At 70.2% G+C, this 22,677-nt stretch carries 24 protein-coding genes and 1 pseudogene; 8 read left to right on the top strand and 17 right to left on the bottom strand.

The window, feature by feature from the left end; all coding sequences use genetic code 11:
* Positions 1 to 834 carry an ABC transporter permease gene (locus K1T34_RS10655; protein ID WP_220244111.1) on the bottom strand — a complete coding sequence of 278 codons (834 nt, stop codon included), beginning with the start codon at positions 832 to 834 and terminating at the stop codon, positions 1 to 3.
* Complete coding sequence (locus tag K1T34_RS10650) at positions 835 to 1,854, bottom strand: extracellular solute-binding protein (protein ID WP_220244110.1); 1,020 nt, start codon at positions 1,852 to 1,854, stop codon at positions 835 to 837.
* A 188-nt stretch (positions 1,855 to 2,042) separates the two neighbouring features.
* On the opposite strand from K1T34_RS10650, the gene K1T34_RS10645 reads away from it, so the two are divergent.
* The gene (locus tag K1T34_RS10645; protein ID WP_220244109.1) at positions 2,043 to 2,828 is read left to right on the top strand and encodes a sulfite exporter TauE/SafE family protein; all 786 of its coding nucleotides are present in this window, start codon (positions 2,043 to 2,045) and stop codon (positions 2,826 to 2,828) included.
* Between the two features lie 25 nt (positions 2,829 to 2,853).
* On the opposite strand, the gene K1T34_RS10640 is transcribed toward K1T34_RS10645, so the two are convergent.
* A complete protein-coding gene (locus tag K1T34_RS10640; RefSeq protein ID WP_220244108.1) occupies positions 2,854 to 3,252 on the bottom strand; it encodes a molybdopterin-binding protein in 399 nt (132 codons plus the stop codon).
* Between the two features lie 112 nt (positions 3,253 to 3,364).
* Complete coding sequence (locus K1T34_RS10635) at positions 3,365 to 3,511, bottom strand: hypothetical protein (protein WP_220244107.1); 147 nt, start codon at positions 3,509 to 3,511, stop codon at positions 3,365 to 3,367.
* 9 nt (positions 3,512 to 3,520) lie between these two features.
* Here K1T34_RS10635 and K1T34_RS10630 point away from each other — a divergent pair, with 9 nt between their 5' ends.
* Complete coding sequence (locus tag K1T34_RS10630) at positions 3,521 to 4,036, top strand: hypothetical protein (protein WP_220244106.1); 516 nt, start codon at positions 3,521 to 3,523, stop codon at positions 4,034 to 4,036.
* Between the two features lie 2 nt (positions 4,037 to 4,038).
* On the opposite strand, the gene K1T34_RS10625 is transcribed toward K1T34_RS10630, so the two are convergent.
* A complete protein-coding gene (locus K1T34_RS10625) occupies positions 4,039 to 4,767 on the bottom strand; it encodes an SDR family NAD(P)-dependent oxidoreductase (protein ID WP_220244105.1) in 729 nt (242 codons plus the stop codon).
* A 72-nt stretch (positions 4,768 to 4,839) separates the two neighbouring features.
* Between K1T34_RS10625 and K1T34_RS10620 the strand changes: the two genes are divergently transcribed.
* Positions 4,840 to 5,607, top strand: a complete 768-nt coding sequence (locus K1T34_RS10620; protein WP_220244104.1) for a helix-turn-helix domain-containing protein — start codon at positions 4,840 to 4,842, stop codon at positions 5,605 to 5,607.
* A gap of 184 nt (positions 5,608 to 5,791) precedes the next feature.
* Here K1T34_RS10620 and K1T34_RS10615 read toward each other — a convergent pair whose 3' ends face one another.
* Positions 5,792 to 6,415, bottom strand: coding sequence for an MBL fold metallo-hydrolase (locus tag K1T34_RS10615; RefSeq protein WP_220244103.1), 624 nt, complete (start codon positions 6,413 to 6,415; stop codon positions 5,792 to 5,794).
* 107 nt (positions 6,416 to 6,522) lie between these two features.
* Here K1T34_RS10615 and K1T34_RS10610 point away from each other — a divergent pair.
* Positions 6,523 to 7,452 (top strand): annotated as a pseudogene (locus K1T34_RS10610) (hypothetical protein).
* On the opposite strand, the gene K1T34_RS10605 reads toward K1T34_RS10610, so the two are convergent.
* Positions 7,412 to 8,059 (bottom strand): Pr6Pr family membrane protein, encoded by a 648-nt coding sequence (locus K1T34_RS10605; protein ID WP_220244102.1) that lies wholly within the window; start codon positions 8,057 to 8,059, stop codon positions 7,412 to 7,414. The pseudogene K1T34_RS10610 and the gene K1T34_RS10605 overlap by 41 nt on opposite strands.
* 69 nt (positions 8,060 to 8,128) lie before the next feature.
* Entirely contained in the window at positions 8,129 to 8,596 is a 468-nt protein-coding gene (locus tag K1T34_RS10600; protein ID WP_220244101.1) for a MarR family winged helix-turn-helix transcriptional regulator, read from the bottom strand.
* A 127-nt stretch (positions 8,597 to 8,723) separates the two neighbouring features.
* On the opposite strand from K1T34_RS10600, the gene K1T34_RS10595 reads away from it, so the two are divergent.
* On the top strand, positions 8,724 to 9,296 hold the full coding sequence (locus K1T34_RS10595; protein WP_220244100.1) for a VOC family protein: 573 nt from the start codon (positions 8,724 to 8,726) through the stop codon (positions 9,294 to 9,296).
* Positions 9,280 to 10,338: an iron-containing alcohol dehydrogenase gene (locus K1T34_RS10590; protein WP_220244099.1), complete on the top strand. Its 1,059-nt coding sequence runs from the start codon at positions 9,280 to 9,282 to the stop codon at positions 10,336 to 10,338. The genes K1T34_RS10595 and K1T34_RS10590 overlap by 17 nt, the downstream gene beginning before the upstream one ends.
* A 72-nt stretch (positions 10,339 to 10,410) precedes the next feature.
* On the opposite strand, the gene K1T34_RS10585 is transcribed toward K1T34_RS10590, so the two are convergent.
* From K1T34_RS10585 to K1T34_RS10575, 3 genes are all read right to left on the bottom strand, one after another.
* Positions 10,411 to 11,700: a S8 family serine peptidase gene (locus tag K1T34_RS10585; protein ID WP_255638437.1), complete on the bottom strand. Its 1,290-nt coding sequence runs from the start codon at positions 11,698 to 11,700 to the stop codon at positions 10,411 to 10,413.
* Positions 11,701 to 11,824: 124 nt separating this feature from the next.
* Positions 11,825 to 13,348: an ATP-dependent DNA ligase gene (locus tag K1T34_RS10580; protein ID WP_220244098.1), complete on the bottom strand. Its 1,524-nt coding sequence runs from the start codon at positions 13,346 to 13,348 to the stop codon at positions 11,825 to 11,827.
* 66 nt (positions 13,349 to 13,414) lie between these two features.
* Positions 13,415 to 14,002, bottom strand: a complete 588-nt coding sequence (locus K1T34_RS10575) for an NADPH-dependent FMN reductase (RefSeq protein ID WP_220244097.1) — start codon at positions 14,000 to 14,002, stop codon at positions 13,415 to 13,417.
* 103 nt (positions 14,003 to 14,105) lie between these two features.
* Between K1T34_RS10575 and K1T34_RS10570 the strand changes: the two genes are divergently transcribed.
* The gene (locus K1T34_RS10570) at positions 14,106 to 14,942 is read left to right on the top strand and encodes a helix-turn-helix domain-containing protein (protein ID WP_220244096.1); all 837 of its coding nucleotides are present in this window, start codon (positions 14,106 to 14,108) and stop codon (positions 14,940 to 14,942) included.
* Positions 14,943 to 14,964: 22 nt separating this feature from the next.
* On the opposite strand, the gene K1T34_RS10565 is transcribed toward K1T34_RS10570, so the two are convergent.
* The 5 genes from K1T34_RS10565 to K1T34_RS10545 all read right to left on the bottom strand — a co-directional run bounded on the left by K1T34_RS10565 (position 14,965) and on the right by K1T34_RS10545 (position 20,800).
* Positions 14,965 to 16,122, bottom strand: coding sequence for an NAD-dependent formate dehydrogenase (locus K1T34_RS10565; RefSeq protein ID WP_220244095.1), 1,158 nt, complete (start codon positions 16,120 to 16,122; stop codon positions 14,965 to 14,967).
* A gap of 31 nt (positions 16,123 to 16,153) precedes the next feature.
* Complete coding sequence (locus K1T34_RS10560; protein ID WP_220244094.1) at positions 16,154 to 17,314, bottom strand: urea transporter; 1,161 nt, start codon at positions 17,312 to 17,314, stop codon at positions 16,154 to 16,156.
* 95 nt (positions 17,315 to 17,409) lie between these two features.
* The gene (fmdA, locus tag K1T34_RS10555) at positions 17,410 to 18,663 is read right to left on the bottom strand and encodes a formamidase (RefSeq protein WP_220244093.1); all 1,254 of its coding nucleotides are present in this window, start codon (positions 18,661 to 18,663) and stop codon (positions 17,410 to 17,412) included.
* Positions 18,664 to 18,837: 174 nt separating this feature from the next.
* Positions 18,838 to 19,128, bottom strand: coding sequence for an FmdB family zinc ribbon protein (locus K1T34_RS10550; RefSeq protein ID WP_220244092.1), 291 nt, complete (start codon positions 19,126 to 19,128; stop codon positions 18,838 to 18,840).
* Positions 19,129 to 19,402: 274 nt separating this feature from the next.
* Entirely contained in the window at positions 19,403 to 20,800 is a 1,398-nt protein-coding gene (locus tag K1T34_RS10545) for a class II fumarate hydratase (protein WP_220244091.1), read from the bottom strand.
* Between the two features lie 137 nt (positions 20,801 to 20,937).
* Between K1T34_RS10545 and K1T34_RS10540 the strand changes: the two genes are divergently transcribed.
* On the top strand, positions 20,938 to 21,909 hold the full coding sequence (locus tag K1T34_RS10540; RefSeq protein ID WP_220244090.1) for an NAD(P)/FAD-dependent oxidoreductase: 972 nt from the start codon (positions 20,938 to 20,940) through the stop codon (positions 21,907 to 21,909).
* Position 21,910: 1 nt separating this feature from the next.
* Here K1T34_RS10540 and K1T34_RS10535 read toward each other — a convergent pair whose 3' ends face one another.
* The gene (locus K1T34_RS10535; RefSeq protein ID WP_220244089.1) at positions 21,911 to 22,675 is read right to left on the bottom strand and encodes a trypsin-like serine protease; all 765 of its coding nucleotides are present in this window, start codon (positions 22,673 to 22,675) and stop codon (positions 21,911 to 21,913) included.
* Positions 22,676 to 22,677 lie beyond the last annotated feature (2 nt).

Below are 22,677 nucleotides of genomic sequence, written 5' to 3'. Positions count from 1 at the left end.
TCACCGCCGCGCGCGGGTGTTCCCCGCGACGAGCCAGCCCGAGGCGAGGGTGCGCAGCACGAGGAACGTGGCCAGGGCGACGAGCAGGAGCAGCACCGCGGCCGACGCGGATTCGGCGAGGCCCGAGGAGAGGAACAGGTTGTAGATCGTCACGGGGGCGGTGGCCGGGTAGTAGGCGAGGATGACGACGGCGCCGAACTCGCTGATCGAGCGGGCGTACACGAGCACCGCGCCGGTCAGGACTCCGCGCCAGGCCAGCGGGAGGCTGACTCGCCGGAACGTCTGCCCGGCCGAGGCGCCCAGGCTCCGCGCGGCGCGTTCCACGTTCGGGTCCAGGGCTTCGAACGCGACGCGTGCGCTGTTGACGGCGAATGGCGCGCTGACGAACAGCATCGCCACGATGATCCCGGCCTGCGTGCCGTAGAAGGACAAGCCTGCGGCCTGCAGCGGGGCGCCGAGCCAGCCCGTGCGGCCGAACACGAACAGTAGGGAGATCCCGGCGACGGTGTGCGGGACGGCCAGCGGCAGGTCCACGATCGCCTGGACGAGTGCGTGCCCGGGGAATCGCCGCTTCGCGAGCAGGTAGGCCAGCGGGACACCGAGCACCGTGGCGATCACCGCGGTGATCGCGGCGTCCTGGACGCTCAGCAACAGGGCGTCGCGGATCTCGTCGCTGGCCGCGGCGTCTCGGAGGCCGCCGGGCGAGGTGGCGGTGACCAGGCCGAGCACGGGCAGCAGGATGAACCCGAGCAGCAGCCCACTGGCGACCCACAGCAGTGCGGGGAACAGCCCGTGCACCCGCCGGGGCACCACGCGGTCGGCCGTGTCGCTCATTCAGCCCCCGGGCAGCTTCGCCGGAACTGTCTGCGGCTGCACCGACGCGGGCAGCTGCGCGCCGTTCGCGACTCCCGCGACCGCCGGGTTGACCACGGAGAACCCGTTGTCGCTCATGATCTTCTGCCCCGCCGGGGAGAGCACGAACTCGACGAACCTCTGCCCCGCCGCGGAGTTCGGCGCGTTGGTCGGCACGGTCAGCGCGTACACGATCGGCTTGCCCGTCCGCGGCCCGGACGACGTCGGCACGCTGACCGTCGCGTACGTCGCGGCCAGCGCGGGGTCGGACAGGTCGATCTGTGCGGGCAGGTCCAGGAATTTCAGGTGGTGCTGCAAGGCGTCGGAGCGGTAGATCCCGAGGTAGTCGATCTGCCCGGAGGACACCGCGGGCAGCAGCTGCGTCTCGGTGCCGACCATGGTCTCCGGCGGAGAGTTCGCCAGCACCCCGGCCGACAGGTTCGGCTGGTGGTAGTAGGTCTGCGCCAGCGCGAGCATCTGCAACGTCTGGTAGCCCGACGGGTCAGTGTCCGGATTGGACCGGCCGACTTTCACCCCCGGCTGCGCGAGCACCTGGTACCAGTTGTCCGCCGTGAGATCGGCCGCCCCTTTGCTCTGATCGGTGTAGGCGAAGGTGATGCGGTTCGAGGCGAACCCGACGTACCAGTTCGCGAACTGCGTGCCACCGTTCGTGCCGTACATCTTCGATGGGATCAGCGAGTAGTCCGCCACGCCCAGCACGTCGACCGGGTTGTGCAGCTCGGTGATGCCCCGCACCACCTCGACGCTCCCGGCGAAGCGCGACTGCACCGTCACGCCCGGGTTCTGCGCCTTGAACGCCGCGATCATCGCCGCGAACGGCTTGGCCAACGTGCCCGCCCCGTTCACGATCAACGTGCCGGTGACCGGAACAGCGGACCCGCTCGCCGGAGCCGATTGCGGCGGGGGCGACGACCCACACGCTGCCACCACTGCCGCCACCGCACCGATTGCCAGCGCTCTGAGCCCGAAGCCCCGTCGCATCGTGCTACCTCCTGCCGCGTCGCAGAGTAGGCAAGGCTACCGACTGTGAGGTATGGACGACAGCGCCGAACAGCTCACCCACCACAATCAGGACACCCGCGACGGCCACGCTCGGCGGCCATCCCCAGGTGCCTGGTGGACTGCCTCTGCCGCAAGCTGTTGCGGTCGCGACGACAGGAAGGGCAGCAGTGAGCTGGTCAACGGAGGTGCTCGCGTTCGTCGCGGGCCTGATCATCTCGACGGTGACCACTCCCGCCGGCGTGTCCGGCGCGGTATTCCTCCTTCCCGTGCAGGTAAGCATCCTCGGCGTCCCCAACCCGGCCGTCACCCCGACGAACCTGCTGTTCAACGTCGTCGCCGGCCCAGGAGCCCTCGTCCGGCACCGCCGGAGCGTGCATCTCCGCGGCAGGCTGACGCGCCTGCTGCTGGCCGGCACCGTGCCCGGCGTTGTGATCGGAGCCGTCATCCGCGTGTTCGCGGTGCCTGGTCCGCAGGTGTTCCGCCTCCTGGCCGCGGCCTTCCTCCTGCCCCTCGGCCTGTGGATCTGCGTCCGCACGCTGCACCCTCGCCCGCACCGCTCCGACACGCCACCGTCGCCGCGCGCGACCGTCGCTCTGGCGCTCGTGGTCGGCATCGTGGGCGGGATCTACGGGATCGGCGGCGGCTCGCTGCTCAGCCCGATCCTGGTCAGCCGCGGAGTCCCCGTCACCACCGCCGCCCCGGCCGCACTCGCATCGACCTTCGTCACCTCGCTCGTCGGCGCCGCCTCGTTCGCCGTGCTCGCGACGACCTCGACCGGCGACATCGCACCCGACTGGCTCGTCGGCTTGGCCTGCGGGCTCGGCGGGTTGCTCGGCGGCTATCTCGGCACCCGCCTGCAGTCCCGGTTACCCGAAACCGGGCTCCGCCTCCTGCTCGGCATCCTCGCCATGAGCATCGGCGCGCTCTACGTCATCGAAGCCACGCTCGCCTGATCCGACGGGTGAGGTGCGCAGCTGATCAGGCGTTCGGCGTTTCGACCACAACGGTGGTCGCTTTGATCACCGCGACGGCCGGCGACCCGGGTTCGAGGCCGAGTTCCTTGACCGCCTCCGTGCTCATCAGGGAGACCACGCGGTCGCGGCCGCACTGTATCTCGACCTGGGCCATGACCTTGTCGGCGACGATCGACGTGACCAGCCCGACCATGCGGTTACGCGCCGAGCTCCCCACCGAGGTCGGATCAGGCGCGGACTCGCCCTGGAGGCGAGCGAACTCGGCTAGTTCCGCACCGTCGATCACGGACCGGTTGACTTTGTCCTTGGTCGCGGTGAGCGTTCCGGCGTCGATGTGGCGCCGGATGGTGTCATCGCTGACGCCGAGCAGCCTCGCTGCCTCGGAGATCCGGTACTGCGACACCTCGGCAGCATAAACGGGTGACTCCACGACACGGAATTTCCGAAGCGACAGAGAGCCATCGCGCCGCCCGAAACGGGGTGGGTTTACGAGCCCGGCGGCACACGTCCTGAGGTCACCACGGCACGGGGCCGTCCTCGTTGAAGAACGTCCCGGTCGGCGCCGCGGCGCCCTGAGCGACCAGGTCGAGGACCACGCGCGCGCGGGCCGACCCGGTGGCGCCGCGGCTGATCGGCTGACTCCTGTCGGTGCCGGCCGGCACACTGCTGCCGTGCTGACCGCTGTGGGTGTCGCGATCATCGCGGCCGTCGCGTCGCTGGCGGGCGTGACGCTGGGGGCTTTCGTGGAGCCGGTGAAGCTGCGCGCGGCCCGGCGCGCGCGGTTGCTGCAGGACCGCGCCGACCGTTGTGCGGGGTTGATCGAGGCCGCGACGCGGGCGCGCCAGCACGTGGTCGACCTCAACGTGATCCACCGGCGGCAGAAGCTGGGCGAGGCCGACGAAGGCGACGTCGCGCGCGAAGCCGAGTACGAGGACGCGTACTACACGGCGCGGGCGCAGATGCGGGCTTTCTACGGCCTGCTCGTGATGAGCGGTCCCGACGACCTCGTCGCCCAGGCCCGCAAGCTGCGGCACAAGGACATGCTGCTGCACCACACCCGCTTCGAGCTCGACGCCGGCGGTGCGTTCAACCGGCCTGTGCTGCCTCCGCCGGTCGCCGCCGCGGCCAGCGACCTCGACCACGCGATCGAGGCCTTCGCGGCGGTCGCCCGGCGGCACACGTCCTGAGATCACCAGGGCACGGGGCCGTCCTCGTTGAGGAACGCCCCGGTCGGCGCCGCGGCGCCCTGCGCGACCAGGTCGAGGACCACGCGCGCGCCCTGTTCGGCGGTGCGGGGGCCGGTGTGGCCGTTGAGGTCGGAGGCGATGAAGCCGGGGGTGACGGCGTTGACGCGCAAGTGCGCATACGCGGGGTCGGCGCGGAAGGTGGTCGCGTAGCGGATGGTGAGCATGACGAGCGCGGTTTTCGACGACGAGTAGGCGATGGTGTCCGTCGCGGCCGCGAACTGCGAGCCCTCGGCGGTGGTGAGGGCGAGTGAAGCGGAGGTGCTGGCGACGTTGACCACGTGCGGAGCTTCCGCGGCTCGCAGGAGGCCCAGCATCCGGTGGGTGACGGCGGCGACGCTGAAGAGGTTCGTTTCGTAGGCGCGGCGAAGGTGGTCCGCGGTCAGCTCGGCGGGTTCGACGGAGAAGCGGGCGCCGGCGTTGTTGACGAGGACGTCGAGCTTGCCGTGGCGGGTTTCGAGGTGGCGGGCGACGTCGTCGATGTCCGCTGCGGACGTCACGTCGAGCCGGACCGGCGTCACGGCCAGGCCTTCGGCGTGGAGTTCGGCGGCGGTCTTCTCGCCGAGGGCGAGGTCGCGGCTGCCGAGCAGGACGGTGGCGCCCCGGCGGGCCAGACCGCGGGCGATTTCGCGGCCCAGACCCTTGTTGGCGCCGCTCACGAGGGCTGTGATCATGACTGCCAGCGTCGTCGCAGGGCTCGACCGTCACCAGGCCGCGACAGGGCCACCCACGGTTAACCTGGGCAGATGAACGCCATCGGCGAGTTCCTGCGCGCCCGGCGGGCGCTGGTCAGCCCCGCCGACGTCGGCCTGCCCGACGACGGCCCGAGACGCGTGCCGGGCCTGCGGCGCGAGGAGCTGGCCGCGGTGGCGGGCGTGAGCGTGGACTACTACGTGCGCCTCGAGCAGGGCCGCGACCGGCACCCGTCGCCCCAGGTGCTCGACGCGCTGGCCCGCGCGCTCCACCTGGGCGACGACGGCGCCGCCCACCTCCACCGGCTCGCTTCGCCACCCCGGATCACCGGCGGGGAGCTGCCGGCGGGCGTGCGCGAGCTGGTCGAGCTCGGTGGCGCGCCGGCGCTCGCGTGGGGACGGCGGATGGACGTGCTCGCCGCCAGCCCGCTCGCCGTCGCGCTGGCGCCGATGTACCGGCCGGGCACGAATCTCGCCCGCGCGTTTTTCCTCGACCCCTCGGTGCGTTCGCTGCATCCGGATTGGGCCACGATGGCCCTCAACGTGACGGCGATGCTCCGTGCTCGGACGGCATTGCGCGATCCGGCGCTGGACGCTCTCGTTGCCGAGCTGCTGGCCGCCAGCCAGGACTTCGCCCGCTTGTGGCCTCGCCACGACGTGCGCACGAACGCCGCGCCGCGCAAGGTTTTCCGCCACCCGGTGGTGGGCGAGTTGTCGTTGGGGCGGCAGGTGCTGACGGTGCCGGGCGGGGAGTGGGATGTGCTGATCTACCACGCCGAACCGGGCAGCCGTTCTGCCCACGCGTTGGCCCGGCTGGCTTAGCTTTCGGCCGGTGGCCGTGAGTTGTCGCCGGGCTAGGAGTTGGCGGAGCCGACTGCCACGCCGAGCCGGGCGGTCCGTTCGGCCCGGCGCCCTCGCGGTTGGCATGGTTTTCCGGCCGGCCCGCCCGCCATCGAGCGGTCGTTGAGGCGCCAGGTACCCAGCGCGCCGGGCCTGCGCGCGCGGTTTAGCTTTCCGGCCAGTCCTTCGACGCCGCCTTCTCCTCGCCGATCGTCGTGCCCTCGCCGTGGCCGGTGCGGACGGAAGTGGCGTCCGGGAGGGAGAAAAGGCGTTCGCGGATGGACTTGACGATGGTGGGGTAGTCCGAATAGGACCGTCCGGTGGCGCCGGGACCGCCGTGGAACAGGGTGTCGCCCGTGAAGAGGACGGACAGCTCCGGGGCGTGGAGGCAGACGGCGCCGGGGGCGTGGCCCGGCGTGTGGATCACCTTGAGGTCGGTGCCGGCGACGGTGATGGTCTGGCCGTCGGCGAGGTCGCCGTCCGGGGCGCGGTCCGGGTGCGTCAGGTTCCAGACGACGCGGTCGGCCGGGTGCAGCAGGATCGGCGCGCCGGTGCGCTCGGCGAGTGCGGGCGCGGCGTTGACGTGGTCGTTGTGGGCGTGGGTGCAGACGATGGCGCGCAGCGCGCGATCCCCGACCACGTCCGCGATCGCGTCGGCGTTGTGCGCCGCGTCGATCACGATCACCTCCGAGTCGTCGCCGACGATCCACACGTTGTTGTCCACTTCCCAGCTGCCGCCGTCGAGCTCGAACACGCCCGACGTGACCAGGTTCTGCACTATCGCCGTCATGGTCTGCAGACCCTAGTGCCCACGCGCCCGTCCAGCTGACATACCGCCGGTATCTACTTTCGGGTAGACTTACTGCCGGTAAGTTAGCCGCGAAGACGGGAGCGCCCATGACCGCCGCTCGGGATCTGCTGGCCGAACCCCTCAAACTGCGCTGCGGCGCCGTGTTGCCGCACCGCCTGGGGAAATCGGCGCTGAGTGAGCAGCTCGGCGACCGGCGCAACGCCCCGACGCGCGAGCTCGCCGAGCTGACCGGCGACGAGATCGAGACGATCGTGGACCGCTTCGCGTTGGCTGCGCGGACTTTCGTCGACGCCGGGTTCACCGGCGTGCAACTGCACGGCGCCCACGGTTACCTGATCTCGTAGTTCCTCTCCCCGCTCACGAACCTTCGCGACGACGAGTGGGGCCGCGACCGCAGCCGCTTCCTGCTGGAGCTCGTGCGCCGCGTGCGCGCGGCGGTCGGCGACGGCGTGCCCGTGTCGGTGAAGCTCAACAGCGCCGACTTCCAGCGCGGCGGCTTCGACGAGGACGAGTCGCTGCGTGTGGTCCGCGCGCTGAGCGACGCGGGCATCGACCTGCTCGAGATTTCGGGCGGTACCTACGAAAAAGCCGTGATGATGGGCTGCGGTCGCGAGAGCACCGCGCGGCGCGAGGCGTACTTCCTCGACTACGCGGCCAAAGCGCGGCAGGTGAGCGACGTCGCGCTGATGGTCACCGGCGGCTTCACCACGCCCGCCGGGATGGCCGAAGCGTTGCAGTCAGGGGCCTTGGACGTGATCGGGCTGGGCCGGCCGCTGACCGTCGACCCGGATCTGCCGGCGCGGTTGCTCGCCGGCGACGACGCGCGCGCGGAACGGCTGTGCCCGCACACCGGGATCCGCCTGGCCGACAGCCTGCTCGAAGTCCAGTGGCACACGCAGCAGCTGCACCGCTTGGCCGCGGGCAAACCGGCGGATCGCAGCCGCGGCGCGTGGCGCGCGCTGGTGCACACGGGGATCAACGATCCGCTGAACGCGTTTCGGCGGGTGCGTGCGTGAGCCAGCCGTCGAGGACCTTCGCGACGCTCGCCAGCGCGACGAACAGCACGGCGATGAGCACGCAGTTCACGGCCACACGGCCGTAACCGAGCTCGGCGGCGTCGACGAACGGGTACGGGTAGAAGCCGCCCTGCGCGCCACGGACCAGCGTGAACGCCAGCCACGCCAGGGGCCAGCACGCTGACCACGCGACCGTGCGCCACCGCAGGATGCGCGGCGACGCGACGAGGAACCCGAGCACCGCGATGATCGGCGACACGGTGTGCAGCATGACGTCGGCGAACAGGGCCGCGCCGCTCAGATCGAGCAGCCCCGACAGCGCGACGTGGTAGACGACGCCGGTCACCGCGATGCCGACCAGTGCGTCGAGCCACAGCACGCGCAGCAGCCCGTTGGCCCGCGCGCCGGCCACGAACGCGACGGAAGCCAGCAGCACCAGCACGTTCGATTCGATGGTGAAGTACGCGAACATGTTGGCGACGCGCGCGCCCGCCGAGGCGTAGCGGCCTGGTGTTCCGGCGCTCACGAAGCCCTGTGTGACGAGGCCGATCAGCACAACGAGGGCCGTCACCCCGAACCAGATCCGGGTCAGTCGCGTCGGTGGCATGCGGTGAGATTACGGTTCCGGCCTGCTCGGACCCAGCCGAAACGACCCGGTGTCACCCCGTCGGGGTGCTCAGGCGGGCGGCTCGCGCAGGCGTTCCGTGACCGTGCGGAGGGTGTGCAGCTCCGCGGCGGACAGCCGGGAGGTCACGAGCCGGCGGACGCCGTCGAAGTGGGTGTCCATCGCCGTGGCGAGGAGCGCCTCGCCGGTCTCGGTCAGCTGCGCGTCGACGGCTTGCTGACCGGGCTGCGACACGCGGGCCACGAGGCCGCGGCTGCGGAGCCGGTTGATCAGCTTGGTCACCCCGCCTCGGCTGACCAGCAGTTTCTCCGCGAGATCCTTCATGCGGCACCGGCCGCCGGGCTGGAGCCACAGCTGGTAGAGCGTGTCGAACTCGGCGACCGACAGGTCGTGGTCCGCGCGCAGTTCGGCGTCGAGTACGCCGAGCACGCGTGCTTCCAGTTCGAGCAGCCCGCGCCAGGCGAGCAGCTCGTCCTCCGAGAGGTGGGGCACCGGGCGTTCCCCGTGCGTCGCGGTCACGTACCCACCGTAACCGAGCGTGCGCGCGTTGGGCCGTCAGGGTCCTTTGCGGTAATCTCGTTGACGTGGAAACAAGATTGCGCGTACTGTCATTCTCGCATTGCCGGGAACAGTGAGAGGAATCGTCATGGGGATTCGGACGACCGGGTGTCACCACATGGCTTTCGTGACCAATGACATGGAAGAAACCGTGAAGTTCTACAATGGGGTGCTCGGGTTTCCCATTGTCGTGACGCTGCAATTGCCGGACCCGGACCCGTTCCCCGGTGCGGTGCCGGGGAATCTCGCCGGCAGCAGGCATTATTTCTTCCGCATCAGCGAGCAGGACACGATCGCGTTCTTCGAGTTCAAGGACGTCGAGATCGCCGCGGACAACTCGTTGCTCGGGGCGGGAAACCACCTCGCGATCACGGTGCCTTCCGAGGGTGAACTGCAGCACGCGAAATCGGTGCTGGAGGAGAACGGGATCAAGGTCAACAGTGAACTCGACCACGGGTTCTGTCACTCGATCTACTTCGAGGACCCGGTGAACAAGATCGCCCTGGAGTTCGCCACGTGGCAGCACCCGTGCGACGTCGCGCAGCCCTTCCTGCAGGACCCCGAACCGGTGCCGGCGGCGCTGGCCGCGATCGGCTCGGACGTCTACGGACAGCACCTGCTGCAGTACACGCCGGACGGCCACGGTGGCGCGGCCCGCTGACCCCGTCCGCCGGTCCCGGGACGCCGCGCCCGAGCAGAACCTGGTGTGGGGCAGCGGATCCCTGCGAGAACTCCCGGAGGTCGCCGACGCCCTGGGTTGTCACCGCGTGCTCGCGGTGGCCTCCCGGTCGGCGGACCCGGTCGTCGCCCGGCTGCCGGGTCTGCTCGGCGGGCGCTACCTCGGCCGGTGGTCGGACGTGCCCGCGCACGTGCCGGCCCACCAGGCCAACCTCGCCGTCGGCTCGGCGCAGGAAACGCACGCCGACGCGGTCCTGGCCATCGGCGGCGGCTCGGCGATCGGGCTGGGCAAGATCGTTTCGCTCGCGCTGCGGCTGCCGCTGATCGCGGTCCCGACCACCTTCTCCGGCGCGGAGCGCACATCGCGCTACTTCGTCACCACCGCCCGCGGCAAGGAAACGGGGACGTCCGGCCACGCACTGCCCCGCGCGGTGCTCTACGACCCCGACCTCGTCGCGGGGCTGCCCCGCGAGGTGGTGGCGAGCAGTGGCATCACCGCCGTCGCACACTGCCTGGAGGTCCTGTGCCGTCCCGCGAGCGAGGAAGCGCTGGCGTCGGCTCGCGAAGGTCTGCTTCTGCTGTGGAGCAGCCTCGCCCCGCTCGCGGCCGGTGACCTCGCGACGTGCCAAGACGCGCTGGCCGGCGCCGCCCTGGCGGGCCACGCACTGCACGAGCTGGGCCGGGCCGGTGTGGTGCACCGGGTGTGCGACCTGGTGTCCACGCGGCACGGGCTCGGGTACGGCCGTTTGCACGCGCTGTTTCTTCCGCTCGTGCTGCGGGCGTACGGCGAGGCCGCCGCCGGGGCGCGCGCGGCGCTGGCGGAGCTGCGACCCGGGGTGCCGGCCGAACAGGCGGTGGCCGAGCTCACGGTGACGATGGGGCTGACCGCGGAGGTCGACCCACGGCGGGTTGCGGGTGAGTTGGGCCTTGGCGGTGCGGAGCTTCGGCTGATGCTGGGGGAGTTGTCCGTGGCTGCGGATCGGGCCGAGGCGGAGGTTTTCGAGCGGCTGGTCGCGGGTTGCTGAATTGCCTCGGCAAGCACGACGAAGGGCGCGGCCCGTAGGCCGCGCCCTTCGTCGTGGTTGTTCAGGGTCGCGTCAGCGAAGCGCCTTCACCAAGGCGGGGACGAAGACCGAGGCGTCGACCGTGCCCCAGCCGCTGGCGATGTCGAAGCCGGGGGTGGCGGTGAAGCCCTCGACGCCGTCCTGGCTGTTGTCGCCGGTGGTGACGTCGACGATGCCGGCCTTGGCGCCCTTCGGGCCGAGCTTTTCGTAGAGGGCGGGGTTGATCTGGCCGAGCTTGCCGTGGTTGGCCTGCACCGCCAGGGCGAGCACGCCGGCGAACAGCGGCGCCGACTGCGAAGTGCCCTGCACGCCTTCCATGCTGATGTCCGGGAACGAGCGCATCTTGCTGCCGGTGATCTTCTTGACGCTGTCCTGCCACGCCGGGCGCGCGTAGGCCTTCGACAGGCCCGCGCCTTCGCCGAAGCCGTTGTCGGCCACGTTCACCAGGTCGTCCGGCTTCGTGCGGGTGCCGGTGGAGTCGAGGTGCAGCTGCGTGCCGCCGAGGGTGGTCACGCGCGGGTCGCTGGCCGGCCAGCTCGCCACGCGGTACGGGTAGTTGCCCGGGCCCTGCAGGAAGCCGCCGGTCGGGCCGTCGTCACCCGAGGAGGCGACCATCGTGATGCCCGCCTTGCTCGCGCGTTCCAGCGCCGGGTCGAGCGTCTTGATGGACTGGAACGACGGGAAGTTCTCCTCCGTGGTGCCGAAGCTCATCGAGATCACGTCGGTGAGCTTGTGCTTCGTGAGGTAGTCGACGGCGTTCATCATCTCGGGCAGCCCGGTGAAGCCCTGCGTCTCGGCGACCGGCGTCGCGGCGACGATGATCTTCGTGTTGGGCGCCATCGCGTGCATCATCGTGACGTCGAGGTCGGTCTCGCCGCCCCAGGACTCGCAAGTCGCCGTGTCGACGCCCGGGTCGGTGCACGCCGGGACCGAGCCCGACGGCTGGAGCACCTCGACGTTGGCCGGCGGCAGACCGTGGCGCTGGGAGTACTCGTCGAGCACCTGCTTCACCTGGTCGTCGCCGAACGACACCAGCGTGGTGACGGTGGCGCCCGCTCCCGTGATGCCCTGGTTCCACAGCTTCGTGGCGTTGTACGCGACGCTTTCCCTGGGCAGCGCGGACATCGCGGCGTCGAGCTTCGCGACGCGGTCGGCCACCGTGCGCGCGCCGATGAACGACTTCGCCGCCGCCGAGAAGTGGTGCAGCGCGGGAGCCGGCGCGTTCGTGGCCGCGCCGGCCGGAGCCGCGACGGCCGTGACGGCCAGCGCGACACCCGCGAGCAAGGTCATCGGCCGGACGGCGGACCGAACCCGAAAAGTCATGTCGTCTCCCCAGTGGTGAGCGATGCGGTACAGCCCACTCTCATGCATCGCCGGAGGGCACAACATCGACTTTCGTCTGGCCTTTCGGCCTCGGCCGGGCGAATTGGCCGGTGGTGTCCGGATGTCATTCGGCCCGATCACCCCGCAGCAGGCCGCGCACGGTGTCGATCGTGTCGGCGTCGGCAGCTTCCTTGTCCGGCCGGTACCGCACCACACGCGCGAACCGCAGCGCCAGCCCGCCGGGATACCGCGTGCTGATCTGCGCCCCGTCGAGCTCGATCTCCACGACCACCTCGGGCCGCACGTACACGGTGTAGCTGTCGCGGTGGGTCTCGATCTCCTGGAACCGCTTCGTCTGCCACGCCAGCAGCTCGTCGGTCATGCCCTTGAACGTCTTGCCCACCATGATCGGCGGCCCACCGTCCGGGTCGCGCGCGCCGAGGTGCAGGTTGGACAGCGTGCCCGTGCGCCGCCCGTGCCCCCACTCCACCGCGAGCACGACCAGGTCGATGGTGTGCGCCGGCTTCACTTTCAGCCACGCCCGGCCTCGGCGCCCCGCCGCGTACGGCGACGCCAGGTCCTTCACCATCACGCCCTCGTGGCCGCCCGCCATCGCCGCGTCGAGCACTGCCGCGGCGTCGGCCGGCTCCACCTCGCCGGGGATCACGTGCTCGCCCGCGACCTTCCGCAGCGCCGCGTTGCGTTCCGACAGCGGCGCGTCGAGCAGGTCCACGCCGTCGAGGTGCAGGCAGTCGAAGAAGTACGGCCGCAGCAGCAGCGCCCGCACCTGTTCCTCCCGCGTGCTGCCGAAGCGGCTCATCGTCTCCTGGAACGGCCTCGGCCGGCCGTCGTCGGTGAGCGCGAGCGTCTCTCCGTCGAGCACCACCGACTCGCACGGCAGCGCCCGCACCAGGTCCACCAGCTCGGAGACGCTTGACGTGATCTCCCGCAACGTGCGCGTGTAGACGCGCACTTCCTCGCCGGAGCGGTGCACCTGGATTCGCGCACCGTCCATTTTGTACTCGACGATCGCGTGCTCGTGTTCCGCCACCGCCTCGTCGAGCGATTCCGCGGGCGACGCGAGCATCGGCTTGATCGGGCGCCCCAGCGTGAGCCGGAACTCGGCCAGCCGCGCCGCGCCGCCGGTCATCGCCGCATAGCCGGTGACGGAAAGCTTGCCGGACAACATGAACGCCCGCCGCACGTCCGCGGCGCCGACCTCGGCCGCCGCGGCGACGGCGTCGACCATCACGCCCTCCAGCGCCCCCTGCCGCAGCTCTCCGGTGACCAGCCGGAAGAGAAACTCCTGCTCGCCTCGAGTGAGCCGCTTGAACAACGCCGTGAGCACCTCCGCGCGCCGCTTCACCGACCCTGCCCCCGAAGCCGCCGCGACCTCCGTGAGCGCCTCGTCGACCTCCCGCACCTCAACGCTCGGCTCCGGGGCCGGCTCGACGGCCAGCTCCGCGAGCGTGCGCCACCCCGCGCCCAGCCGGTCCTGCGCCGTCTGCCCCGTGAGGTACGCGATCACGGCCGGCAGCTCGGTCGTCTCGGCGGCGCGCAGCACCGCGGCGAGGGTGGCGATCTTCGCCTTCCTCGACCGGGTGGCCGCCAGCTCGGCGGACGCGGTGACGATCTGGGTGAGCAGCACCCGACCATCATGACCCGAGGCACCGACAGTTTCCCGGTGAAATGGTCCTGAACTGGGAAAACACCCTCAGGTGGGGTACGGCTCGGCCTCGCGCGCCGTCCGCAGCGCGCCCGCCCACCAGGCCAGCTGGTCGAGCATCGTCTTCGCGTACGCAGGGGCCTGCGGGTCGAGCGGCAGGCCGGCCTCCCATGCGGTGAAGTAGTTCGGGAAAGTGAGGCCGTCGCGAATCGTCACCGCGTGCAGCTCGGTCAGCACGTTCTCCAGGTGGAGCACCGCGTGCCGCCCGCCGGCCGCGCCGCCGTAGCTCACGAACGCGACGGGTTTGGCCGTCCACTGCGAGAAGTGCCAGTCGATGGCCGCCTTGAGCGACGCCGGATAGCTGTGGTTGTACTCCGGGGTGACCACGATGAACGCGGCCGCGCTCTCCAGTGCCGCCGTCAGCGTCGCCATCCTGGCGGGGCGCGGGTAGCTGTCGCCGGCGTACTTGGGGGATGCCTCGGGCAGCGACAGCGGGATCTCGACGTCCGCCAGGTCGACGACCTCGACCTCGAACCCGCCGTGTTCCCGGGCCTGCTCGGCCACCCATGAGGCGACGGTGGGGCCGAACCGGCCGTCGCGGACACTGCCGACGATGATCACTAGTTTGTTCGCCATGGTCACCACCGTGGGGTTCAGCAGGGCCGGCAACCAGACCGCGCTCAGGCTGGCCCCCGTACGGCCACGCTGAGCACGCCCGGATCGGCTTATGCTCGGTGACATGGGGACGCCGCTGGGGGACTTCATCCGGGCCAAGCGCGACAGCACCCAGCCGGACACGCTGGGCCTGCCTTCGCACGGCCGTCGCCGCTCGCCCGGCCTGCGGCGGTCCGACCTCGCCGCGCGGGCCGGCATCAGCGTCGAATACCTCACGCGAATCGAGCAGGGCCGCGACCGCAACCCGTCCGTGTCGGTGGTGAACGCCCTCGCCGACGCGCTCAGCCTGGCCGCCGCCGAGCGCACCCACCTGCGCTACCTCACGAAGATCACCGGCGGGGAGTGCACGGCCCACGTCCGGCCCGCACCCGTGCGGTGGGATGTGCGTGCCCAGGTCCTCCAGACGCTCCGGCTGCTCGAACCCGGCATCGCCGCGGTCACCAACCGGCTGGGCGACATCCTCGCCCACACCAGCGGCTTCGCCGCGGTGACGAGCGGAACGGGACTGCTCGACGCCGAGGCCCCGAACCTCACCCGCTACGTCTTCACCGACCCCCGTGCCCGCGCGTTCTTCGCCGACTGGGCCGAGGTCGCGGACGAGCGGGCGTTCGACCTGTGGCTGGGCCCCGCGGTCGAGAACTCGGAGTGGCTCACGGCGGAACTCGCGCCCGTCGCCGGTCCGGAGTTCACCAGCCGGCTGAACTCGACCGTCGTGCCACGACGTGGAGTTCTGCGGCTGAACCACCCGGGCGGACGTTCGTTGCGGCTGAACAGGGAGACCCTGGAACTCGCGGAGGACGCGCAGCAGCTGGTCGTCTTCCTGCCGGACGACGAAGAAACGGCTCGGGTCGTCGCGGAACTCCGCCTCCGGCCACCAGGGCGGCTCCGGGTCATCTCCTGAAACATCCAGGCAGGAAGGGCAGTCACTTCGAGCTGTAGGAATGCTTGCCGGTCCCGGCCAGGCTGCCTCCTTCGACGATCAGGTACTCGTCGCGGATCGGGTGGCCCGCGAAGTAGCACTCGAGGATCTCCCGCGCCCCGGCGGCATACCTGGCTTGCGCCGACAGCGAGGTGCCGGACGTGTGCGGGGTCATGCCGTGGTGCGGCATCGTCCGCCACGGGTGGTCCTGTGGCGCGGGCTGCGGGAACCACACGTCGCCGGCATACCCGGCCAGCTGACCCGATTCCAGGGCCCGCACGACCGCGTCCCGGTCGCAGATCTTTCCCCGCGCCGTGTTGACCAGGTAGGCGCCCCGTTTCATCTGGCCGATCAGGGCGTCGTCGAACATGTTCTCGGTTTCGGGGTGCAACGGAGCGTTGATCGTGACGACGTCGCACACCCGCACCAGCGACTGGGCGTCCGGGTGGTAGGTGACGTCCAACTCCGCCTCGACCTCCGCCGGGAGCCGGTGCCGGTCGGTGTAATGCAACCGGACGTCGAACGGCTTCAGCCGGCGCAGCACCGCGGTCCCGATCCGGCCCGCGGCAACGGTGCCGACGTTCATCGCCTCGAGATCGTAGGAGCGGGCGACGCAGTCCGCGATGTTCCACCCGCCGTCGAGCACCCACTGGTGCGCCGGAAGGTAGTTGCGCACCAAGGAAAGGATCATCATCACGACGTGTTCGGACACGCTGACGCTGTTGGAGTACGTGACCTCCGCGACGGTGATCCCGTGTTCGATCGCGGCGGCGAGGTCGACATGGTCCGAGCCGATCCCCGCTGTGATCGCGAGCTTCAGCTTCGGCGCCTTCGCGATGCGTTCAGCGGTCAGGTATGCCGGCCAGAACGGTTGCGAGATCACCACTTCCGCGTCCGGGAGCTCCCGCTCGAACACCGAGTCGGGCCCCTCCTTGTCGGAGGTCACCACCAGCTCGTGGCCGGCGGCCTCCAGGAAGCGGCGCAGCCCGAGCGCCCCGGACACACTCCCGAGTAGCTCTCCCGGGGTGAAGTCGAGCGCGCTCGGACTCGGGGTGGTCTGGCCGTCCGGATAGCGGTCGACACGGGGAACCCCGTCCCGCGCATACGAGCTCGGGTAGCCGTCGACCGGGTCGTCGTAGAGCACACAAAGTACTTTCGCCACGAGAGTCCCTTCGGTTGAGTGACCGGACAAGTCATGCGGTGTCGGTTTGCCGCTGCGGGTTACCGGAAGCCGCCATGGCGTGTTCGCGGTGCGCGCGCCGCAGGTGTTCCTCAGGGGTGACGACCTCCGAGGGTGGCACCCACTCGAAGTACTTCGACGTGTTCTTCAGCAGCACGAACGTGAGCGTCCCGAAGACGAACGGCAGGGTGAGTGCGGGCAGGCCCCACGGCACGAAGATCGAGGCGATGCCGCCGAAGAGCAAGGCGGTGAAGATCGCACACAGCACACCGAGTATCGCCGAGCGCCAGGTCAGCACGTAGAACACGCCGGCGATCGCCAGCGCGGCGTCGAACGAGTTGAAGCCCCACAGGCCGTTGTAGATCAGCACGCCGTCGGCACCGAGGGCCATGCCGGTCAGCATCCCGACGGCCGAGCCGACCAGCGCGAAGATGGCGGCGATCCGGGAGCAGAACGCGATGCCGACGATGATCAGCACACCGGCGAGGAGGCTGTTGCAGAAGAACAGCTGGCCGATGCCGCGGAAGATCGCGTTGATCACGGCCACCACGTCGGTGTTGCCGACCGCGTCGGCGCTCGCCCGGAGTGACGTCCGCACAGCGGGCCCGTTCACCTCGGGTGCAGCCGGGGCGATCGCGTCGCTGAGCCGCCCGCGCGTGATGTGCAGTGCGGTGATCAGGAACAGCAGAGTGATGATGTTGAAGGCCAGCGTGAAGGGGGGCACGCCCCACGCGCCGCCGAACGCGGCCGCGAGTGCTGCCATCAGGATCGACGATGCCGCGCTCAGCAGGATGATCCACAGAATCACGATCCCGTCCCACTGCGGTGAGAGGAACAAGGCGAGTCCGAGCCCGACGAGCACGCCGTTGAACCCGTAGAGACCCGCGTGGATCGCGTCTCGGTCGAACCCCAGTGCCAGTGCGGCGAGGGTCGAGGCCAGTACCCCCACTGTGGCGCCGAATCCGAGCCACGGCTCCTGGAGCCAAGCGGCCAGCAGGATGAAGGCGCCCGTGATCGGGCTGTTCATGAACACCACCTGCCCGATCCCGCGCAGGCAGTACTCGACGAACCCGACTACGGGCACCTTCAGCGCCCGTTCGTCGACCTCGGGCATGGTGCCGTTGATCCATCGCCACGGCCCGTGGTGGCCGCGTTCAGGTGGTGCAGTGGTCATGACCGCCTCCTCCGGCGGGTGGGGTGCTTTCTCGACGTGCCGGACCGGGCGGGAGACAGGCCGCCTCCCGCCCGGTCACCGAGCCGGTGCAGGCGTCAGAAACTCGCCGTCGGCACGCTCATTCCCTGTTCGACCTGCGCCGGGCCGGAAGCCGAAGGACGCACGTCGATGTCGAAGATCGCAGTGGGCAGATACACGGTGGAGCACGAGTTCGGGATGTCGACCACGCCCGAGAGCCTGCCCTCGATCGGCGCGGAGCCAAGGATCATGTACGCCTGGATCGCGCTGTAGCCGAACTTCTGCAGGTAGTCGATGGCGTGCAGGCAGGCCCGCTGGTACGACAGGTGCGAGTCGAGGTAGTGCTGGACCCCGTCGAGCGTGACCGAGGTGCCGGAGAACGCGAGCCACTGGCTGTACTGCGGGTCGACGTTGCCGGGCATGAAGATCGCGTTCTCGGAGACGCCGTAGGTCTCCATCCCGCCCTTGATCAGGTCGACGTGCAGGTCCATGAACCCGCCCATCTCGATGGCGCCGCAGAAGGTGATCTCGCCGTCGCCCTGCGAGAAGTGCAGGTCGCCCATCGAGAGTTTCGCGCCGTCGACGAAGACGGGGTAGAACACCCGGGTTCCCTTGGTGAAGTTCTTGATGTCCTGGTTCCCGCCGTTCTCCCGCGGCGGCGCGGTGCGTGCGGCCTCCGCCGCGACCCGGTCGAAGTCGGCGCCGGTGAGGCTGCCGAGGATCGCGGAATCCGGCAGCGGGGGCAGCGCCAGCGGTGGCACCCGGTCCGGGTCGGTGTCGATCAGCGCCTGTTCGCGCGCATTCCACTTGGCGAGCAGCGCACCGGAAGGAGCCGTGCCCATCAGGCCCGGGTGCACGATGCCGGTGTACGAGACCCCCGGGACGTGCCGCGAGGTGGCGACCCCGCCCATGAAGTCCCAGATCACCTTGTACGCGTCGGGGAACCACTCCGTGAGGAAGCCGCCGCCGTTCTTGGTGGCGAAGACACCGGTGTAGCCCCAGCCCTGGCCGGCGAGCGGTCCCGAGTCCTCCTGCGGGATCGGGCCGACGTCGAGGATGTCGACGATGAGGAGGTCGCCCGGCTGTGCGCCCTCGACCGCGATCGGCCCGCTGAGCACGTGCACACTGGGCAGCGGCGCGTTCAGCACGTCTGCGGCAGAATCGTCGTTGTGGATCGCGCCGTCGAACCATTCGCGGCAGTGGACGCGGAACGAGTCTCCTGGCTTGACCTGAACCTGGGCGGGAATATCCCCGTGCCACCGGTTGTGGCCGACAATTGCTTGTTCAGTGAATTTCTTTGAGGAATCGAGTGAGAAAACAACTTGCGGCATGGTATCTCCCGACAGCTTGGTGGGTGACCGACCCGGCAATGTGCGTGCTGTGCGCCTCCGCAACGCCGAGCGTGGCGGCTCCGCAGAGCACTCCGGGCATCAGCCGCAAATTGTTCTTCGCCGGCCCAGCGAGCGGGCCATTGCCCGGCAGGGCGCAGGCTGGGCCGCGTTCGCCTACGGTCTCGGCAGACGTCGCAGCGCGGGATTCGATGTCGGTGCCGGCCCGCGCGTCCGGCCGCGAACGGGAGGTACCGCGGACACCACGGCCGGCTCGTCGCGAGTTTTCTCGGTCCGGTCGATGGCCGTGACCAGCTCACGCGGCGCGAGTGACAGCATCGGCGCGCAGTAGTTCCGGGCCGCTTCGCCACCGCAGGCCGGACACTGTGAGCTCGGCGAGGCCGTCCCCATCGGCAGGCGCACCTCGAAGACACCGTCCCGGGCGCATCGATATTGGTACGTCGCCATCGCAGCCTCCCAACTGCTTGCTCTCTCTTCGCGGCGGAATTGATCAAACCGCGCTGTGATCAAACTGCGCTGCGGAAAAGGAAATCAGAGCGGTGAGCGACGTTACCAGCCCTGTGTTTCAGGCACAACGAAGCGATACGCCGGAATGAATTTGTGCGTAGAGATACGCCTTGTCCACTTGCGGTGACGGGTTCGTCGGCCGCACGGCGCAGTGAAACGACGAACGGCCCGCTTCCCGGAAGAGCCGGGAAGCGGGCCGTAAGGCGGAAAATCCCTACTTGCCGCCGCGCGCCATACGCAGGACGTCGAGAGCTTCGTCGAGCTGCTCTTCCGTCAGCTTGCCGTCCTTGACGAAGCCGCGTTCGATCACGACCTCGCGAATGGTCTTGAGCTCCTTGAGGGCCTGCTTCGCCACCGCCGCCGCGGCTTCGTAGCCGATGTAGGAGTTCAGCGGCGTCACGATGGACGGCGAGCCCTCGGCGTACTGCCGGGTGCGCTCGACGTTGGCGGTGACACCGTTGAAGACCTTGTCCGCCAGCAGGCGCGAGACGGCGGCCAGCAGGCGGGCCGACTCGAGGACGTTGCGGGCGATGACGGGCAGGTTCACGTTGAGCTGGAAGTTGCCCGCCGCGCCGGCGAAGGCGACGGCCGCGTCGTTGCCGACGACCTGGGCCACGACCTGCAGCGTCGCCTCCGGGATGACCGGGTTGACCTTGCCCGGCATGATCGAGGAGCCCGGCTGGAGGTCCGGCAGGGCCAGCTCGGCGAGGCCGGTGCGCGGGCCGGACCCGAGCCAGCGCAGGTCGTTCGCGATCTTGTTGAGGGACACGGCGATGGTGCGCAGGTGGCCGGACGTCTCGACCACGCTGTCCTGCGTCGCCTGCGCCTCGAAGTGGTTGCGGGCCTCCGTGAGCGGCAGGCCCGTGAGCGCGGCCAGCTCCGCGGAAACGGCCGCGCCGAAGCCGTCGGGGGCGTTGAGGCCGGAGCCGACGGCGGTGCCGCCGATGGGCAGCTCGCCGAGACGCCCGATGCCGGACTGCAGGCGCTCGATGCCGAAGCGGATCTGCGCGGCCCACGCGCCGGCTTCCTGGCCCAGCGTGATCGGCACGGCGTCCATCAGGTGCGTGCGGCCGGACTTCACGACGCCGGCCCACTCCTGCGCGCGCGTCTCGATCGCTCCGGCGAGGTGCTCCAGGGCCGGGATGACGTCGGTGAGCACGGCTTCCGTGGCGGCCACGTGGATGGTCGTCGGGAACGTGTCGTTGGACGACTGTGAGGCGTTGACGTGGTCGTTCGGGTGCACGTCGCGGCCGAGGGCGCGGGTGGCGAGCGTCGCGATGACCTCGTTGGCGTTCATGTTCGACGACGTGCCGGAGCCGGTCTGGAACACGTCGATCGGGAACTGGTCGTCGTACCTGCCCTCGGCGACGCCGTCGGCGGCCGTGGCGATGGCCTCGGCGAGGTCGGCGTCCAGCACGCCCAGCTTCTGGTTCACGCGCGCGGCGGCGGCCTTCAACAGGCCCAGCGCGCGGATCTGAGCGCGTTCGAGACCGCGGCCGGAGACGGGGAAGTTCTCCACGGCACGCTGCGTCTGCGCGCGGTAGAGCGCGTCGACCGGGACGCGGACCTCACCCATCGTGTCGTGTTCGATCCGGTATTCCTGTTCTGCCATGCCCCCGATTCTGGCCCTGTTTCGCGCATCCGGCGTCGTGGCGTCGCCCACCTCGATCCGGTAATTCACCCGCCGGATAGCACTAGGATGGCTGTGTTCTCGATCACCGCCAACCACCACTGGCTGGAGCGAGCTAAATGGACTACGACCTCGTGATCATCGGCGCCGGGCCGACCGGGCTGTTCGCCGCCTACTACGCGGGATTCCGCGGCCTTTCCATGGCCGTCGTCGATTCTCTGCCGGAGCCGGGCGGGCAGATCACCGCGATGTACCCCGAGAAGATGATCTACGACGTGGGCGGCTTCGCGGCGGTCCGCGGCCGCGACCTGGTGCAAGGCCTCGTCGACCAGGCCGCGCCGTGGAACCCGACGTACCTGCTGGGCCGCAAGGCCGAGAAGCTGGAAACGGTGGGAGACCGCGTCGAGCTGACCCTCGACGGCGGCGACGTGCTGAGCGCCGGCGCCGTGCTGATCACGGCCGGGATCGGCGAGTTCACGCCCCGCCCGTTGCCCGCGGGCAACGGCTGGCTGGGGCGCGGAATGGTTCATTTCGTGCCGTCGCTGCAGGTCCACGCCGGGCAACACGTGGTCGTGGTCGGCGGTGGGGACTCGGCGTTCGACTGGTGCCTGGCGCTGCACCCGGTGGCGGCGAGCGTGACGCTGGTGCACCGGCGCGGGAAGTTCCGCGCGGCCGAGTCGATCGTGCGGCAGGTGCGGGAGCTGGGCGTGCCGCTGGTCACCGACGCCGAGGTGACGCGGTTCGTCGAGTCGCCTTCAGGTGCGCTGGAGGGTATCGAGGTGTCGGTGAAGGGCGGCGAGGACCTCGCGCTGCCGGCCAACGCCGTGGTCGCCGCGCTCGGATTCACGGCCGATCTGGGGCCGATCGAGAGCTGGGGCCTGGAGATCGACCACCGCGCCATCACGGTCGACTCGACGATGGCGACGGCTCGCTCGCGCGTCTACGCGGCCGGGGACGTGGCCCACTACCCGGGCAAGGTGAAGCTCATCGCCACCGGCTTCGGCGAAGCGGCGACGGCGGTGAACAACATCGCCGTGGCGCTCGACCCGGACGCGCATCTGTTCCCGGGCCACTCCAGCAACGCCGAGTGACTCAGCCGGTCTTCGACGCGATCCACGGCGCGTACGCGGGCACCGACGTGTAGATCGACGGCGCCGTCGCGCACGTCGGGGAGCCGTTGCCGGGGCGGCTGGTCACACCGATGAGGGACCAGCGGTCGCCGTCGCGGGTGAGCTCGGGGCCGCCGGAGTCGCCGTAGCAGGAGCCGGCCTTGCCGGACGGGTTGTCGGTGCAGAGCTCGGCCGTGCCGTCGAAGGACGACGTGCACTTGGCGCCCTCGACGAGGTGCGTGTCGAGCTGCTGCAAAGTCGGCACGGGGTCGCCGCAGCCGGGCGTGGCGCAGGTTTGGCCCCAGCCCAGCACCCGGGTCGGGGTGCCCGGCGCGGCGGCGCCTCCGACGGTGATCGGCGCCGTCTTCGCGGGCGCGGCGAGGCGGACGAGCGCGATGTCACCCGTCTGCGTCGAGGCGTTGAAGTGCGGGTTGAGCACGATCTCCGCCGGCTGGGCCGTCTCGCCGCCGGAGTCGCTTTCGTTGGTGCCCAAGCGGAACGTGAGCGTCGCCGGGTCCTTTCCGGACATGCAGTGGGCGGCGGTGACCACCCACGTGGGTGTGATCAGCGAGCCGGCGCAGAAGAGCGTGCCCGATTCGGTGTGCATCGACACCGCGAACGGGTAGGGCTCGTCGGCGCCGGTCCCGCCGACGAGCGCCGGCCCGGCGGTCGCGCTGCCGGCGGCGAGCGCCGCTGCGGTCACTGCGGCTACGAACGTGAGCAGCAGCGCGAACAACCGCTTGGGCACCT

Origin of the sequence: Amycolatopsis sp. DSM 110486 (assembly GCF_019468465.1) — a bacterium.
Classification (GTDB): domain Bacteria; phylum Actinomycetota; class Actinomycetes; order Mycobacteriales; family Pseudonocardiaceae; genus Amycolatopsis.
This window is presented reverse-complemented; position numbering and strand designations above follow the sequence as displayed.